This is a genomic window from Bacteroidales bacterium (assembly GCA_029210725.1).
GTDB lineage: Bacteria > Bacteroidota > Bacteroidia > Bacteroidales.
Genome location: JARGFM010000001.1, coordinates 126,429 through 141,549 on the forward strand (window position 1 = coordinate 126,429; position 15,121 = coordinate 141,549).

The following is a 15,121-nucleotide window of genomic DNA, read 5'->3' on the forward strand; positions in this document are numbered from 1 at the left end:
AATCAACATATGAAGCTATCCCAATACAAATTCAATTTACCTGCCGAACTGGTTGCCAAATTTCCTGCCAAGAACCGCGATGAATCCAGATTGATGGTCCTGCACCGCGACACAGAAACCATTGAACATAAAGCCTTCAAAGATATTATAGAATATTTCGACGACGGGGACGTGATGGTATTCAATGACACCAAAGTTTTTCCAGCCCGTTTATATGGAAATAAAGAGAAAACCGGGGCAGAGATTGAGGTCTTTTTGCTGAGGGAACTTAACAGGGAACAGCGTTTGTGGGATGTACTCGTAGATCCGGCAAGAAAAATCCGGATCGGGAACAAACTGTATTTTGGAGAAGATGATGTGCTGGTTGCCGAAGTGATTGATAATACTACTTCCAGGGGACGGACTCTGCGCTTTCTTTACGATGGCGATTATGATGAATTTAAAAAGACTCTTTTTGAGCTGGGCGAAACACCCCTCCCAAAATTCATTGAAAGAAAGGTGGAACCGGAAGACAAAGAACGCTATCAAACTGTTTATGCCAAACATGAAGGTGCCGTAGCGGCCCCCACAGCCGGAATGCACTTCAGCCGGGAATTGCTTAAGAAAATGGAAATCAAAGGCATAGATTTTGCATATATCACCCTGCACGTGGGACTGGGTAATTTTAGAAGCGTGGATGTGGAGGATCTGACCAAACATAAAATGGACTCCGAGAGGATTCATATCACAGAGGATTCTGTCAAACTCGTCAATGCCGCAAAAGAGATGAGGAAGAACGTTTGTGCAATCGGGACCACTGTGATGCGGACTCTCGAAAGCTCTGTTTCAACGGATGGATTTCTCAAAGAGTATGACGGGTGGACCAACAAATTCATCTTTCCTCCTTACGAATTTTCTGTCCCCAACAGAATGGTATCCAATTTCCATCTCCCCTATTCCACCCTGTTGATGATGGTATCTGCATTCGCAGGGTATCATCTTCTTATGAATGCATACGAGGTTGCCATCAAGGAAAAATATAAGTTTGGCACCTATGGAGATGCCATGCTGATTCTGTAAGCGGTCCGGCATGCCCCTGCTTAACTCCATTATATCCTGGGTGAATGTAAAACGGCTTCATCAAATTGAGCTGTTCATGAAATATCCCTTTGATGTACAAAAGGAGGTTTTTTCAAGATTGATAGAACAGGCGCGACGAACAACCTGGGGCGTTCAGTATGGTTTCGACTCCATCGATTCTATAGGGGAATTCCAGAAGAGTGTACCCATCAGTACTTACGAGGATATAAAACCTTATATCAACCGGCTCATGGAGGGCGAACAAAACCTGCTTTGGCCCACAGAGATCAAATGGTTCGCCAAATCATCGGGTACCACTTCAGATAAAAGCAAATATATCCCCGTGAGTAATGAAGCTCTGGAGGATTGTCACTTCAGGGGAGCGAAGGATGTGATTGCATTCTATACCAAACAGAAGCCTGAAAGTGCGATACTGAAAGGAAAGACTCTGACTCTGGGGGGCAGTGCCGAGGTAAATAACCTCAGCAACCAGTCCTACTACGGGGACCTGTCGGCTGTTCTTATTGAAAACCTTCCCTTCTGGGCTCAGTTTATACGCACCCCTGCCTCTGAAATTGCACTGATTCCTGATTTTGAGGAGAAGCTCGAAAAAATTACACACTTTACCATTAACGAAAACGTCACCAGCATCGCAGGGGTACCCTCCTGGAACCTGGTCCTTTTGAGAGCCGTTTTAGATTTCACCGGCAAAAATAATATCCTGGAGGTCTGGCCCAATCTCGAACTATTTACCCATGGAGGGATCAGTTTCACCCCCTACCGTGAATCCTTCAAAAAACTGATCCCCTCTGATAGAATGAATTACATGGAGACCTACAATGCATCGGAAGGTTTCTTTGGAATTCAGGACAATCTGCAACGCGACGACATGTTACTGATGCTTGACCTGGGAGTATTTTATGAGTTTATTCCTCTCGATCAGCTTGAGGAACCGGATCCGCCCGTCTCTACCGTTGAGGAAGTAAAGACGGGAGTGAATTATGCCATGATTATCAGCACTAACGGGGGATTGTGGCGATACATGATTGGAGATACCGTTGTCTTTACCTCCCAGTACCCGCACAGGATCAAGATTTCAGGTCGCACCAAATATTTCATCAACGCTTTTGGAGAAGAGGTGATCCTGGAAAATGCAGAGAAAGCGTTAATGTCGGCCTGCAAGGAGACCGGAGCTGTGATCAAGGAATATACAGCCGGACCGATGTTTATGAGTGATGAGTCAAAGGGAAGGCATGAATGGATGATTGAATTTGAAACTCCACCCGGGAACCTGGCTCAATTCGCCGAGGGGCTCGACCGGACATTAAAGTCCGTGAATTCCGATTATGAAGCCAAACGATATAAGGACCTCACCCTCATGCTTCCCAAAGTGGTATCCCTGCAACCCGGAACTTTTTACAAATGGATGCAAAAACGTGGTAAACTGGGGGGGCAGAACAAGATACCAAGGCTTGCCAACGACCGGAAATATTTAGATGAGCTAAGTGATATTCTAAGCCGATAAAAGTTGCTATCTTTAGTCTGACTCATCCATTAAATAAAGGAATATGCATGTAGCTGTTGCGGGAAATATCGGGTCCGGTAAAACCACTCTAACAAGTTTATTATCTAAGCATTACGCTTGGGAGGCCCAGTATGAGGATGTGGATGACAATCCTTATCTGAATGATTTTTACCAGGACATGCAACGATGGTCTTTTAACTTGCAAATCTATTTCCTCAACAGTCGTTTCAGCCAGATTGTCAGGATCCGTCAATCGGGAAAAAAGATTATCCAGGACCGGACCATTTATGAAGACGCTTTCATTTTCGCCCCTAACCTCCACAGCATGGGCTTAATGAGTACCAGGGACTTCGAAAATTATTTTGCCCTGTTCAATCTGATGAGTTCCCTGATCGAACCTCCCGACCTTCTGATCTACCTTCGCGCTTCCATTTCCACTCTGGTGGAACAGATTCAGCAAAGGGGCAGGAAATACGAGAATAACATTCGGCTGGATTATCTGAAACACCTGAACGAAAGATATGAAGCCTGGGTGGAGACTTACAACCTGGGGAAACTGCTGATCGTTAATGTGGACAATCACAACTTTCGGGATAAACGGGAAGATTTAAGTTCCGTTATAGACAACATAAACGCGCAGATACACGGTCTGTTTTAATCGTAAGCTCAGGCTTGTATACTCACCTCTTAACCGAGCCTGCGAGCTCAGCATAGCTACATTTGTTCCATAAAGACAAATCAAAGGCCGTTTCGTTTTACATACCCTTCACATAAATGAATCGCCTGACTGAGATTGTTAAAAAAAGAACGGACTTTTTATAGCCCGTTCCGGTTATTTTCGCGTATCAGATCTTCTGATCCTATTCTGCTGCGGCTTCCCTGGGTACAAAGACCACATCCACAATATTGGCTTCATCGTAGAACTCCTTCATAACCTGAAGCACATCTTTGGTGGTGAGATTTTTGACGATATCTTCAAAATTTGACGGATCGTCAAAATTAATCCCATAAAGGTAATAGTTGTAAAGGTTTGACAGATAATATGCATTGTGCTCTTTACTCTCCTGCCTGTCTTTCACGATATTCTCCACCGTTTTGGAAAGATCTTCTTCCGAGGGTCCCTCAGCGGCCAGTCTTTCCAATTCGGCATAAACCTTCTTTTTCAGGTCGGCCGCCCTTTCGGGATCACAATCAAAATTGATTTGCATGCTTGCCTTTTCCACAGGCCATTTACTGATAGATGTCCCGATTCTCACTCCGTAGGTTCCTCCTTCTTCTTCTCTGATGGATTCCACATATCTGAGATCCAGAATCCCCTCTATAACTCTGATTACCATCTGGTTATAAGGATCATAGTTCATCTCCTGATTGATAATAATGTTCACATTAGCCTTGGGTATTGCCAGTGACATGGGGATGATCTTCTCCACTTTTCCTTCAGGTTCATTTACCTTACGATCGACCCAGGTCTCTGATCTGTCCAGGTCCCTGATTGCACCAATGTATTTCTGAGCCAGCAGTTTTACCTCTTCCTGGTCTATATTCCCTACGATGATAAAAATAAAATCACTCGCATCTGTAAATCTCTCGAGATAGACTTCCTCTATTCTGTCATAACTGACATCCTTCAGAAACTCCTGGTCAAGCACCCTGGTACGGGGATGATAATTGGTGGCGATCAGATTCAGGGAATCACCCATGACCTTCTGAGGATTATTATTCATATTTTCCACAAATGCCATATACCTGGAGATAATTGCATCATGCGCCTCCCTGTCAAATCTGGGCTGATTAAAATAAAGAAATACCAGCTGCATCATTGCCTCCATATCCTTGGGGCTGGCTTTCCCATTCAAGCCTTCACTCAGGTTTCTCAGGCTCAACTGCAGGGAAATATTCTTACCGTTCAGCATCTTCTGAAGCCCCATGGCATCAAAATCACCCACCCCGTACATCTGAATCAGCGAGCTAAGCATATCCGTGCTTGGTACATCTTCATCGCCATACAGGGAACTCCCTCCCTGGCTGTAGGCCCTGATCTCAACCTGATCCTTTTCAAAATCGGCATGTCTGAAAACCACCCGGGCCCCGTTTTCCAGGGTCCACTCCACCGCATCCAGAACTTCCAGCTTCCTTTCATTGACTATTGCTGCGGGAGACGGTTCACTTGAAACCAGCGATTCAGCCAGTGCCTCATCCTGGTAAGCTTCAATCTCTGTGTTGGCCACCTGTTCCAATATTGCCAGGGAAGCGGCCTCAGAAAGGTGTTCCACTCCTTCTCCCACGGGCCCCTGAATCACTAATACCTGGTTTTTATCGGTGATCCATTGCTGCAGCCTCTGATTGAAATCGCCCAGGGTAATGGTGGGAAGAATTGCCTGCACAGCCTGGTATGCAAAGTCCGGTGAGGGATAGGCATCCCCGTCTAAAAAATGGTCCACAAAACCATTTATATACTCTTCATTGCTGATCTTGTCCCGCTCCTTATAATATCTCTCCCACTGTGCCAGTGTCTCGGCTTTGGCACGATCCAGCTCCCCCTGGGTAAATCCATATCTCTTCACACGTTCCAGTTCGGTCATCAGGGCCGTTAAGCCCTCCTCCTCCTGGTTGGGCTTGGGAATGGTAATGGCGGTCAAAGCTTCGTAACCCCTCTCAAAGTCTCCGTAATTGATGACTCCGACCACAAAAGGCGGATCCCCCTTCTGCAACAACTCCTGGATCCGCTGTCCTATCATCGAATTAAAAAGACTGTGGATATAGCTTTCCCTGTGCCCCATAAAGGTTTCCGGGCCATCGTCTGTTTTCCGGTGGCGCACCATATAGCGTATAAGAGTCTGGTCAGCCTCCTCATCAGTTACTAATCCAAAGACCGGATTATCATGGTCAGGAATCTCATAAAACGGCCTTTCCGGGGCATTTTCTACGGCCGGAATCTTTGAAAACAGCTCGATCACTTTCTGCTCCATTTTCTCCGCATCAAAATCACCAGCCATGGCAATGGCCTGAAGATCCGTTCTGTACCACTGGTGGTAAAAATCCCGCAAGGCATTATATTCAAAATTCTCAATCACATCCAGGTCACCGATCACATCCCTCTCGGCAAACTTTGAATTGGGATACAGGTATTTCATGGAAGCCGTAAACATCCTGAACTGGGCGTTTCTCCGGGTGCGCCACTCCTCCTTGATCACCCCTCTCTCCGCATCAATCTCCTTCTCGGTGAGCAGAAGGTAGTTGGACCAGTCATTGAGGACCAACAGGCAGCTGTCGAGAATACCTGGCTTATTTACCGGCACATCTGAGAGATTATAGACGGTCTGGTTCTGACTGGTATAAGCATTGATATTCACCCCGAATGCGACCCCGTGCCGCTCCAGAAAATCGATGATCCCCTTATCCGGAAAATGCTCGGTTCCGTTGAAGGCCATATGTTCCAGGAAATGGGCCAGTCCATTCTGATGGTCCTCCTCCAGCAGGGCCCCCACATTCTGGATAATATAAAAGGAAGCCCTCTCTTTGGGCTCCTGGTTGGATTTGATGTAATAGGTCAGTCCATTGTCCAGGACCCCATAACGGACCGTCTCATCATTAGGCACAGGCGACATGGGATCCACCTGGGCCAGACTGCCTGCATATACCATGATCAGCAAAACAGCCGAAAAAATCAATTTAACTTGTTTCATATCTTTATATATTTAAAATAACTATAGATCAGCCATTATTTGGCAAAATGAAGTTAGCGAAAAATGGATCTTTATGAATGCCACGAAACAGTTTTTTTCTAATTTAACTTCTTACATTTCCGGATTAACAAACTAAAAACAGAAATCATGCATGTTTCCAGACGTAATTTCCTGAGGCTTTCCGGTGCCGGCCTGATGGCCACACAGGCCCCTTCTATATTATCGGCCCGTCAGATGCCTGCTTTCAAAGAACCAGGTATTCCCTTTCAACTAGGAATCGCCTCCTACACCTTCCGGGAGTTCAGCCTGGAGGAAAGCATTTCCATGACTGCGCGGCTTGGCATAAAAAAACTCTGTTTGAAAAGCATGCATATGCCTCTTGATGCCAGCCCCGATGAGATCAAAAAAATGGTCTCCAAAATTAATGCCGCAGGGATCGATCTTTATGCCGGAGGGGTCATTTATATGACCCGTAAGGAAGAGGTAGACCATGCTTTTGCATATGCGAAAAATGCGGGAATGAAAGTGATCGTGGGAGCCCCCGATCATGAATTGCTTGATCAATGCAATCAAAAGGTAAAGGAGACCGGAATCAAACTGGCCATCCATAACCATGGACCGGGCGACGATAAATATCCCACCCCGGAAAGTGTGTACAAACTTGTGGAAGGGATGGATCCGGGAATGGGAATTTGCGTGGATATCGGTCATACCGTCCGGATCGGTGAAGACCCCATCACCGAAACCAGGAAATACATGGACCGGGTACATGACATTCATATCAAGGATGAAGACAAAGCCGATCCTGCCGGCAATACCTGTGAAATCGGTCATGGAGTCATTGACATCCCTGGCTTTCTGAACATGTTGCTTGAAGAGAAATACAGCAAAGTAGTCAGTTTCGAATATGAAAAAGACGGGAAGGATCCCCTGGCCGGGCTGGCTGAATCGGTGGGTTATGTGAGGGGAATTCTCAGGATGCTCTCTGCATAGATCTTCTGTGAATCAATAAGGCCCGGAAGTTCCGGGCCTTGCAGCTCCCCAGGTAGGACTTGAACCTACGACCTACGGATTAACAGTCCGCCGCTCTAACCAACTGAGCTACTGAGGAATTTTTCAGTCTTTTCAACTGTGCCTGATTAAGCGACGCAAAAATAATCGCTTTTACCCAATAAAACAAACATTTCAAAAAAACCTTGCATACAAAACTCCGTAAACAGCCTTAGAGTTATAATAGCCCTATATTTGTACGAAAACCAGAACAGATGACTAAAGTACTAGGAATGGGGAATGCCCTGGTGGATATTATTACCCGGATTGAAGATGACAAAATGCTGGATATTTTTGGTTTGCCCAAAGGAAGCATGACACTGGTGGATCTGGATACTTCCAATTTTATTCATGCCGAAACCGCCGGAATGTCCAAGTCCAGAGCCTCCGGAGGATCTGCAGCCAATACCATTCATGGCCTGTCCCACCTGGGTGTTGAAACCGGGTTCGTGGGAACCGTGGGAAATGATGATATGGGAAAGTTCTTCAAAAAAGACATGGAGGTCAATAAGATAAAGCCCATTCTTTTCCGGACCATGAACGAAACAGGCAGAGCCATGGCCTTGATTTCCAAGGATTCTGAAAGAACATTTGCGACCTATCTGGGCGCTGCCGTGGATCTCTCGGCAGACGACATTGCCCAGGAAATATTCAAAGAATATGACTATTTCTATATTGAAGGTTACCTGGTACAGGACCGTATGTTGTTTGAAAAAGCACTGCGGCTTGCAGCGAATTCCGGGCTGAAAATCTGTCTGGACCTGGCCAGTTATAATATCGTGGATGAGAATGTGGACTTTTTCAAATCCATGATTTCTACGTATGTGGATCTATTATTTGCCAATGAGGAAGAGATCAGGGCCCTGACTGGCTTATCACCGGAAAAAGGCGCCATGGAAGTCCGGGAGATTTGTGATCTTGTGGTGATAAAACTGGGTGCAGAAGGGTCCTTCTGTGTTTGTAAGGAAGGCATGGTAAGAATTGGTGTCAGACCTTCGAAAGCCATTGATACAACAGGTGCGGGGGACCTGTATTCCGCCGGTTTTATTTATGGGTATATGAAAGGCCTTCCTGCTGAAACCTGTGGCCAGATGGGGGCCATTCTGGCTGGCAGGGTCATAGAACTGATTGGTGCAAAGATGAATGAATCCAATTGGGAAAATCTGCGCAGGGAGATCCATGCACTTGAGGCTTAAAGCCCGCTTCGAAACCTGACCTGGTAACCACCGAATTTCCTCATATTGATTACCAGGTTCCGGTCCAGCATCAGGTATTGTCCTTTGATGCCTGTCAGTTCTCCGGAAACAACCGGATCCTTATCAAAATTAAGACTTCTGACCTTTTCCGGGTATTGAATGACCGGGTATTCCAGCTCAATCTCCTGTATATCCTTTGTAAGATAAATGGCCAGTTCTGAGGGTATCAGGGCCGAAAGACGATGTTTCTCCTTAAGCAGGTCTATGCTTCCCGGAGCAGATCCGGATACCATTTTCCGCCAGTTCGTTTTATCCGCAATATGCTTCTTCAGGGCAACTTCAATCAAACCGGCCGTAAATCGATTCGGGGTTCTTGCCAATGTTAAGGCCCGTACAGCTCCCTGGTCGATCCAGCGGGTGGGGATCTGGGTGGATCGGGTTACCCCCACTTTGATTCCACTGGTTTCTGACAGATAAACGATATGATCAATCAGGCAGTGACAGGCCGCATATTCCATATCCCGCGCCATCCCTTCATGGGCCCTGCATAATTCCGGCCGCAACACACATTCCTCAGTCTCCGGAGCGCTGATAAAACAGCGATAACAGTAGCCCTGGGCAAAAGACTTGCCGGTCGCACGGCCACACTTAATACAGTGGATATGGCCCGTGTACTCCATCCTAACGGCAGTGCCCAGCAGCTCATTCATCTTCACTCTATGCTCACCCAGGGGCAAAGTGTACTCTACCACCTTCCCCTGAAACGACTCCATCTTCCTGATGTTTCCAGCATATTCCACACTCCGAATATAAGAAAATTAATATTTTTTTCATTTATTTACTACTATGTATTGCATGGTATTAATATATTTATATATCTTTGTATTGTAATATTGCTTGCATAGACATATAGCTTGAGAAATATAGTAGTATAAAAAATGGAGACCTATGAATATTGATAACGCAAAAGCACAGATGCGGAAGGGTATCCTGGAGTATTGCATTTTATCCATCCTGGGTAAGAAAGACCTCTATACTTCAGATATCATCAATGCCTTGAAGGAAAATGACCTGATAGTCGTTGAAGGCACCCTCTACCCACTGCTGACCCGGCAGAAAAATGCCGGACTGCTCAAATACAGATGGGAGGAAAGTACCCAGGGCCCTCCAAGAAAATACTACAGCCTGACAGAGATCGGAAGGTCCTATTTGAAAGAGCTGGATGATTCCTGGGATGCCCTGATCAGCTCGGTAAAATCAATTAAGAACTACAAATAAAGCCATATACCATGAAGAAAGCGATCAAAATCAATTTAAGCGGAATCATCTTCCATATTGATGAGGATGCTTATGAAAAACTAAAAACCTACCTGGATACCATCAGCAGGCATTTCTCCAACAAACAGGAAAGCAAAGAGATTATTGATGATATTGAGGCGAGAATTGCTGAGTTGTTCCAGGAGCGGATCACGGAGGAAGCGCAGGTAATTACTCTTTCAATTGTTAACGAAGTAATCGATATCATGGGTAATCCGGAGGACATTGCAGATTCCGGTGAAGAGGCTGAACAACGTACCTTTCATGATTCATATTACAAAAGCAGGAGGCTCTTTCGCGATCCTGAGAATTCTGTCATTGGGGGTGTCTGTGGAGGCCTTTCTGCCTATTTCAGTGTGGATCCGGTAATTTTCCGCTTATTGTTTGTGATCTTCTTCTTTGCAGGCGGAGCTTCTATCCTGGTCTACGTGATTCTCTGGATCGTTCTGCCCAAAGCTGAAACTGCAGCACAAAAGCTGGAAATGCGCGGAGAGAAAGTGAATGTATCCAACCTGGAAAAAAAAATTCGTGAAGAATACGACCAGGTAAAGGACAATGTTAAAGAAGGATACTCGAAAGCCCGGAATTCTGAAACCTACCAAAGGACAGAAAGGGCCGCGTCGGATTTTTTCGACGTTTTGGGAAAAATACTTCTGGTGTTTGTTAAGGTCATCTTAATTATCATCGGAACCAGCCTGGTTATTGCAGGTATTGGGCTTCTGATCGGACTAATCGCCCTTCCATTTGTTGGAATACATATGTTTCCGTTCGAATCGTACCATTTTTCCCTGGGTGATATCCTGGTGCCTTTTACAGACCCTGTCTCCGTGACCCTTCTGGTCATTTCGATTTCACTGATATTTCTGATTCCCGTTGCAGCCATGCTCTATGGATTAATAAAACTGATCTTCAACATAAAGACCAGGAACCGGGGACTGACCTTTGGGGCTCTTACCCTGTGGATCGTGAGCCTGTTATGCATTATAGGTATCGTGGCCTTTGAAAGTACTAACTATTCCAATTTTGGCCGGGAAAGTTTCTCCCAGGAGCTGCTTACAAACAGCGATACACTTTATATTACTGTTAACGAAAGCCAGGATGACTATCTGGATGACGAATCCATCATTGATTTGGATGACAGATGGTTCCTTCTGGAGGATGCAGATGCTTTCTACGGGAGAATCAGCCTGGATATTGAGAGAACGGAAGGAGAAGAATTCCTGCTTGAAATTGAAAAGGAGTCAAAGGGAAGATCCAGGGAACATGCCAGCGAAAACGCTACCCATATAGATTACCACTTCCGCACTACAGGGAACACGCTGGTACTGGATCCCTATTTCTCCGTGGACCTCGATCACAAGTGGAGATTCCCCAGGGTGGAAACCATGGTCAGGGTTCCGGAAGGTAAAGTGGTTGTGCTCGATCGTCAGATCAGGGACATTCTGGAAGGTGTCCGCAATGTGGATCGCCTCTCCGATTGGAATATGGCTGGGAAATCCTGGAAAATGACCGAGGAAGGCCTGGAAAAAATTGCAAATTAATTTTAATATTTTGTATATTTGCCTCCCGGTTTTCGCAACCACCTCTGACCCGTGGTGTAATTGGCAACACGTCTGATTTTGGTTCAGAAGAGTCCAGGTTCGAGCCCTGGCGGGTCAACAGAGTAAAAACAATACGCCCTTTCTTACAACAAGAAGGGGCGTTTTATACGTATAGAACCTGTGATAATCTGATTCTTAAGCGTTTACACAAAAACATACAGACATATTGTTATAAACTAATTACTTGTTGTTTTACAAAACAATATCGCCATCGCCCTGGCCCAATAAATTTCGTAAAATATTTAAGAGATTTTATACATTTGAACATAGGTCAATGCATGCCAATTAAAATGATCCAACATGAAAAATTCAGTTTTTATTTTTGCCCTGGCTTTCATATCCGCCGGTGTCTTTGGTCAGAAAGTTAATTTTTCCGGAGAGTGGAAACTCAATGATCAGAAAAGTGAATTGGGTGATCAGTTCAGCCTGGCTCCCCTGGCCATGACCGTGGAGCATAAAAAAAAGACACTGGACCTGACCAATATCAGTGAATGGGATGGACAGGAATACGAAAGCAAAACCCACTACACCCTGGACGGAGCTGAATGTGAAAATATTGGCTTCATGGAATCTGTTACCAAATCGACAGCCGCTTTCGATAAAAAGGCCAAAACCCTGACAATTGTCACCAAAGGATCTGTGGAGGGGATGGACTATACACTTACCCAGGTCATGTCTATGAACGAGGGAAGCCTGCTGGTGGAGTCTGAAGCAGCTTCGGATATGGGAGAGATGTTTGAGACCTTTGTATTTGATAAAAAACAGCCTTGATTCAGACAGTATCTCCTGAACATAACAATCACAAATGCTTAATAATAGCAGCCGTTTCAGCAGGAACGGCTGCTTTCATTTGATAAATTCCTGAATGATCAAATGAATATTGTATTAGCTTTGTATAAACCGCTTACTGATGATGCTAAAAAGAGCTCTGTATCTGGCCATATTTCTTTTTGTATCCCTTTCCGTTGAGGCACAGATTAATGTCTACATGGGAGGGAATCTGCAGAGGAATTTCTCCCGGATCAGGGGGGACGAGGCTACCCGGGAACCCGGGTTCGGGGGAGGTGTAAATTTTGTTTACTGGGAATATGAATACTGGTTTCTGAAGGCTGGAATCGACTATAATCGACGAAACTCCTCGGCCCTGGACTACCCGGATGATTATGGCATCACACCAGTGGGCCCGGATGATAAGATCCAAATCACTTTTACGGAGCAGACTCTTGGAATTCCCTTGGTTTTGTATTTTCGCCCCCTTGAATCGAACGGCAATACCTTACTGCTTACCGGCTCGATGAATACCATGATGGTGGTCGGCTTAAAAGAAAACTCCGAGGAATATGGTGAAACTACACTGAAAGGGGACGGCATTAAAAACCGAATAAAATCGAGCCTTGGGATAGGGATTGGATATCAGCGTCAACTGGATAAGCAGATGTTCCTGAATCTGGTGCCTTCATACAATATCGATCTGAGGGGAGACCGGAGTTTCAATTCCATAAGCATTACCCTTGAATTGATTTTTGGCGTTTATTGAGCCGCTTTTCACTCCGGAAAACACAGGATCTGATGGCTATGGAGTTCTCTTCGAAACTTTTTTGATAAACCCCCGGTAAGCCCGTCAAGCTCCTTCCAGTACCTTTTACTATGGTCGGGAATCCGGGTATGTACCAGTTCATGCAGTATCACGTAATCGGACAGGTGTCCGGGAAGCATGATCAGCCAACTGTTCAGATTGATGCTTTTCCGGGCTGTACAGCTACCCCACCGGGTTTTCATCTTCCGGATCTTTAATCCGGTAATCGTATAACCATGTAAATCAGACAGTTCTGCCACCCTGCCAGGCAGATAACGCCGTGCCTCCTCCCCCAGTAGCCGCCAGACAGCCTCCTCCACACTCTTTTCACCCCTAAGCAGTTGTACTTGAAATTCCCGGTCTCTGATCCAAATACGGCCCCCTTCAGGAGGAAGCGTTTTGTTGCAATCCCTGTGATTCAACCCATCAAGTCGCTTCAGGACCCATTGCTGCTTTGAAAGAAAAAAGCTCTCTGCCCTTCTTTGACTCAAATGACGTGGAATGGTCACCCTCACCTTCCCCTGCTGATTAATCCGTATGGCCAGATTCTTGGCACGACTGTTTTTCACATAACAAACTTCCCCAATCCCTTTATAATGCAATATATTTTGAGTTTTTTGCATCCAGTTTAAATGCTTATCTATACCTTTAACAACTCTTTTAAAAAAAAGAATATAATGATTCGAAAATCAATCATGCTCTCTTTTGTACTGCTGACAACAGGTTTTTCTCTGGCTGCACAGCAACCCTGGTCGCTGGAGGATTGCATTCAGTACGCCATGGAAAACAACATTCAGATCAAACAAGCAGTTTTGAACACCGAATATAATGAAAACCTGCTAACGCAGTCAAAGCTGGGACAAATTCCAAGCCTGAACGGGAGTGCAAATTACAGCTTTTCCTGGGGACGTGCCCTGGACCAGACCACCTACCAGTTTACCGATAACCAGCAGATAAACTCTGTCAACATAGGGCTCCGGTCAACTGCAAACTTGTTTAACGGCTTACAGGTGAGAAACACCATCCTGCAAAACCAACTGGACCTGATGGCCAGTTACCAGGATGTTCAAAAAGTTAGAAATGATATCTCCCTCAACATTGCCGCGGCCTATCTGAACATCATGTTCAACCAGGAACTCCTGGCCGTTACCCGAAGTCAGCTGGATATTACCGGTCAGCAGCTGGAGCGTACCAATAAAATGGTAGAGGCAGGCAAGCTTGCCAGGGGCAATGCGCTGGAGCTGCAGGCTCAGTATGCTTCTGAAGAACTGAACCTTGTTAATGCGGAAAACCAACTTTCCATCTCCCTGCTGAATTTGCAGCAGATTCTGGATCTACCCATCGATACGGCTTTTGAGGTAGAAATCCCCGTACTGAAAGATCCGGATGAAAACCCCTTGCTTATCAATACACTAGAGGTATACCGCATTGCAGAACAGGATATGCCCGAGATTAAAAGTGCCATGTTGAGCCTGGAGAGTGCCGAAAAAGGGCTGGCCATCGCCAAGGGAAGAAGGTCACCCCAGTTGAGCCTGTCGGCCAACTATAATTCGGGGTACTCGGATATTCGCGAACAGGTAATTGATCTGGGCCCTCCTCAGCAAATCCCAATCGGGGAGACAGTAGGTGGGGAAGGTGTCGTTTCCTATCCACAGGGAATGCCCATTTACGGGGCCTACCCGTTTTTTGAACAGGTCAGGGAGAATACCTCTGCCGGAATTGGTCTTGGATTGACCATTCCCATATTCAACGGCTGGAGCACCAATACCAGTATTGCCAACGCCAGGATCATGCATGAAAATGCAAAGCTTGACCTGCAAAGTAAGAAGCTCACCCTTTATGCAACGATTCAGCAGGCCTACGCGGACGCCCTGGCGGCTCTGAAAAAATTCAAGGCCACCCAAAAGGCGCTGATCTCCATGGAGGAGTCATTCAAATACACCGAAAAGAAATTCGAAGTCGGACTGGTAAATACGGTGGATTATAACATATCAAAGAACCAGCTGATTGCCACGCAGTCCGATTTGCTCCAGGCCAAATACGATTTTATTTTCAGAACAAAAATTCTCAATTTCTATCAAGGAGAAGTCATCACCCTTTAAGCTTTCAAA

The 15,121-nt window shown here is 45.6% G+C and carries 13 protein-coding genes and 2 tRNA genes; 11 read left to right on the plus strand and 4 right to left on the minus strand.

The window, feature by feature from the left end; translation table 11 throughout:
- The first annotated feature begins 9 nt into the window (after positions 1 to 9).
- Genes queA through P1P86_00530 form a run of 3 tightly spaced genes read left to right on the plus strand, consistent with a single transcriptional unit; the run spans position 10 to position 3,242 of the window.
- Positions 10 to 1,059, plus strand: a complete 1,050-nt coding sequence (gene queA / locus P1P86_00520; protein MDF1573662.1) for a tRNA preQ1(34) S-adenosylmethionine ribosyltransferase-isomerase QueA — start codon at positions 10 to 12, stop codon at positions 1,057 to 1,059.
- A 10-nt stretch (positions 1,060 to 1,069) separates the two neighbouring features.
- Positions 1,070 to 2,584, plus strand: coding sequence for a GH3 auxin-responsive promoter family protein (locus P1P86_00525; GenBank protein ID MDF1573663.1), 1,515 nt, complete (start codon positions 1,070 to 1,072; stop codon positions 2,582 to 2,584).
- A gap of 43 nt (positions 2,585 to 2,627) precedes the next feature.
- Positions 2,628 to 3,242 (plus strand): deoxynucleoside kinase, encoded by a 615-nt coding sequence (locus P1P86_00530; protein MDF1573664.1) that lies wholly within the window; start codon positions 2,628 to 2,630, stop codon positions 3,240 to 3,242.
- 202 nt (positions 3,243 to 3,444) lie between these two features.
- Here P1P86_00530 and P1P86_00535 read toward each other — a convergent pair whose 3' ends face one another.
- On the minus strand, positions 3,445 to 6,270 hold the full coding sequence (locus P1P86_00535; GenBank protein ID MDF1573665.1) for an insulinase family protein: 2,826 nt from the start codon (positions 6,268 to 6,270) through the stop codon (positions 3,445 to 3,447).
- A gap of 147 nt (positions 6,271 to 6,417) precedes the next feature.
- Between P1P86_00535 and P1P86_00540 the strand changes: the two genes are divergently transcribed.
- The gene (locus P1P86_00540) at positions 6,418 to 7,263 is read left to right on the plus strand and encodes a sugar phosphate isomerase/epimerase (GenBank protein ID MDF1573666.1); all 846 of its coding nucleotides are present in this window, start codon (positions 6,418 to 6,420) and stop codon (positions 7,261 to 7,263) included.
- A 44-nt stretch (positions 7,264 to 7,307) separates the two neighbouring features.
- On the opposite strand, the gene P1P86_00545 is transcribed toward P1P86_00540, so the two are convergent.
- Positions 7,308 to 7,381, minus strand: a tRNA-Asn gene (locus P1P86_00545).
- A gap of 154 nt (positions 7,382 to 7,535) precedes the next feature.
- On the opposite strand from P1P86_00545, the gene P1P86_00550 reads away from it, so the two are divergent.
- Positions 7,536 to 8,516, plus strand: coding sequence for an adenosine kinase (locus P1P86_00550; GenBank protein ID MDF1573667.1), 981 nt, complete (start codon positions 7,536 to 7,538; stop codon positions 8,514 to 8,516).
- Here the strand turns inward: P1P86_00550 and P1P86_00555 are convergent.
- The gene (locus P1P86_00555) at positions 8,513 to 9,289 is read right to left on the minus strand and encodes a DUF2797 domain-containing protein (GenBank protein MDF1573668.1); all 777 of its coding nucleotides are present in this window, start codon (positions 9,287 to 9,289) and stop codon (positions 8,513 to 8,515) included. The genes P1P86_00550 and P1P86_00555 overlap by 4 nt on opposite strands.
- 175 nt (positions 9,290 to 9,464) lie before the next feature.
- Here P1P86_00555 and P1P86_00560 point away from each other — a divergent pair, with 175 nt between their 5' ends.
- From P1P86_00560 to P1P86_00580, 5 genes are all read left to right on the plus strand, one after another.
- Positions 9,465 to 9,794, plus strand: a complete 330-nt coding sequence (locus tag P1P86_00560) for a PadR family transcriptional regulator (protein MDF1573669.1) — start codon at positions 9,465 to 9,467, stop codon at positions 9,792 to 9,794.
- 11 nt (positions 9,795 to 9,805) lie between these two features.
- Positions 9,806 to 11,374, plus strand: a complete 1,569-nt coding sequence (locus tag P1P86_00565; GenBank protein ID MDF1573670.1) for a PspC domain-containing protein — start codon at positions 9,806 to 9,808, stop codon at positions 11,372 to 11,374.
- Positions 11,375 to 11,419: 45 nt separating this feature from the next.
- Positions 11,420 to 11,492: transfer RNA gene (locus P1P86_00570), tRNA-Gln, on the plus strand.
- Between the two features lie 242 nt (positions 11,493 to 11,734).
- Positions 11,735 to 12,205, plus strand: coding sequence for a hypothetical protein (locus P1P86_00575; GenBank protein MDF1573671.1), 471 nt, complete (start codon positions 11,735 to 11,737; stop codon positions 12,203 to 12,205).
- Positions 12,206 to 12,344: 139 nt separating this feature from the next.
- Positions 12,345 to 12,971: a hypothetical protein gene (locus tag P1P86_00580; GenBank protein ID MDF1573672.1), complete on the plus strand. Its 627-nt coding sequence runs from the start codon at positions 12,345 to 12,347 to the stop codon at positions 12,969 to 12,971.
- A gap of 8 nt (positions 12,972 to 12,979) precedes the next feature.
- Here P1P86_00580 and P1P86_00585 read toward each other — a convergent pair whose 3' ends face one another.
- Positions 12,980 to 13,579 carry a SprT family zinc-dependent metalloprotease gene (locus P1P86_00585; protein ID MDF1573673.1) on the minus strand — a complete coding sequence of 200 codons (600 nt, stop codon included), beginning with the start codon at positions 13,577 to 13,579 and terminating at the stop codon, positions 12,980 to 12,982.
- 108 nt (positions 13,580 to 13,687) lie between these two features.
- Between P1P86_00585 and P1P86_00590 the strand changes: the two genes are divergently transcribed.
- Positions 13,688 to 15,112, plus strand: a complete 1,425-nt coding sequence (locus P1P86_00590; GenBank protein ID MDF1573674.1) for a TolC family protein — start codon at positions 13,688 to 13,690, stop codon at positions 15,110 to 15,112.
- Positions 15,113 to 15,121 lie beyond the last annotated feature (9 nt).

Bases quoted from the DNA above. Each gene is read 5' to 3' on its own strand.
- queA (MDF1573662.1), top strand. From the start codon at position 10: ATGAAGCTATCCCAATACAAATTCAATTTACCTGCCGAACTGGTTGCC.
- P1P86_00525 (MDF1573663.1), top strand. From the start codon at position 1,070: ATGCCCCTGCTTAACTCCATTATATCCTGGGTGAATGTAAAACGGCTT.
- P1P86_00530 (MDF1573664.1), top strand. From the start codon at position 2,628: ATGCATGTAGCTGTTGCGGGAAATATCGGGTCCGGTAAAACCACTCTA.
- P1P86_00535 (MDF1573665.1), bottom strand. From the start codon at position 6,270: ATGAAACAAGTTAAATTGATTTTTTCGGCTGTTTTGCTGATCATGGTA.
- P1P86_00540 (MDF1573666.1), top strand. From the start codon at position 6,418: ATGCATGTTTCCAGACGTAATTTCCTGAGGCTTTCCGGTGCCGGCCTG.
- P1P86_00550 (MDF1573667.1), top strand. From the start codon at position 7,536: ATGACTAAAGTACTAGGAATGGGGAATGCCCTGGTGGATATTATTACC.
- P1P86_00555 (MDF1573668.1), bottom strand. From the start codon at position 9,289: ATGGAGTCGTTTCAGGGGAAGGTGGTAGAGTACACTTTGCCCCTGGGT.
- P1P86_00560 (MDF1573669.1), top strand. From the start codon at position 9,465: ATGAATATTGATAACGCAAAAGCACAGATGCGGAAGGGTATCCTGGAG.
- P1P86_00565 (MDF1573670.1), top strand. From the start codon at position 9,806: ATGAAGAAAGCGATCAAAATCAATTTAAGCGGAATCATCTTCCATATT.
- P1P86_00575 (MDF1573671.1), top strand. From the start codon at position 11,735: ATGAAAAATTCAGTTTTTATTTTTGCCCTGGCTTTCATATCCGCCGGT.
- P1P86_00580 (MDF1573672.1), top strand. From the start codon at position 12,345: ATGATGCTAAAAAGAGCTCTGTATCTGGCCATATTTCTTTTTGTATCC.
- P1P86_00590 (MDF1573674.1), top strand. From the start codon at position 13,688: ATGATTCGAAAATCAATCATGCTCTCTTTTGTACTGCTGACAACAGGT.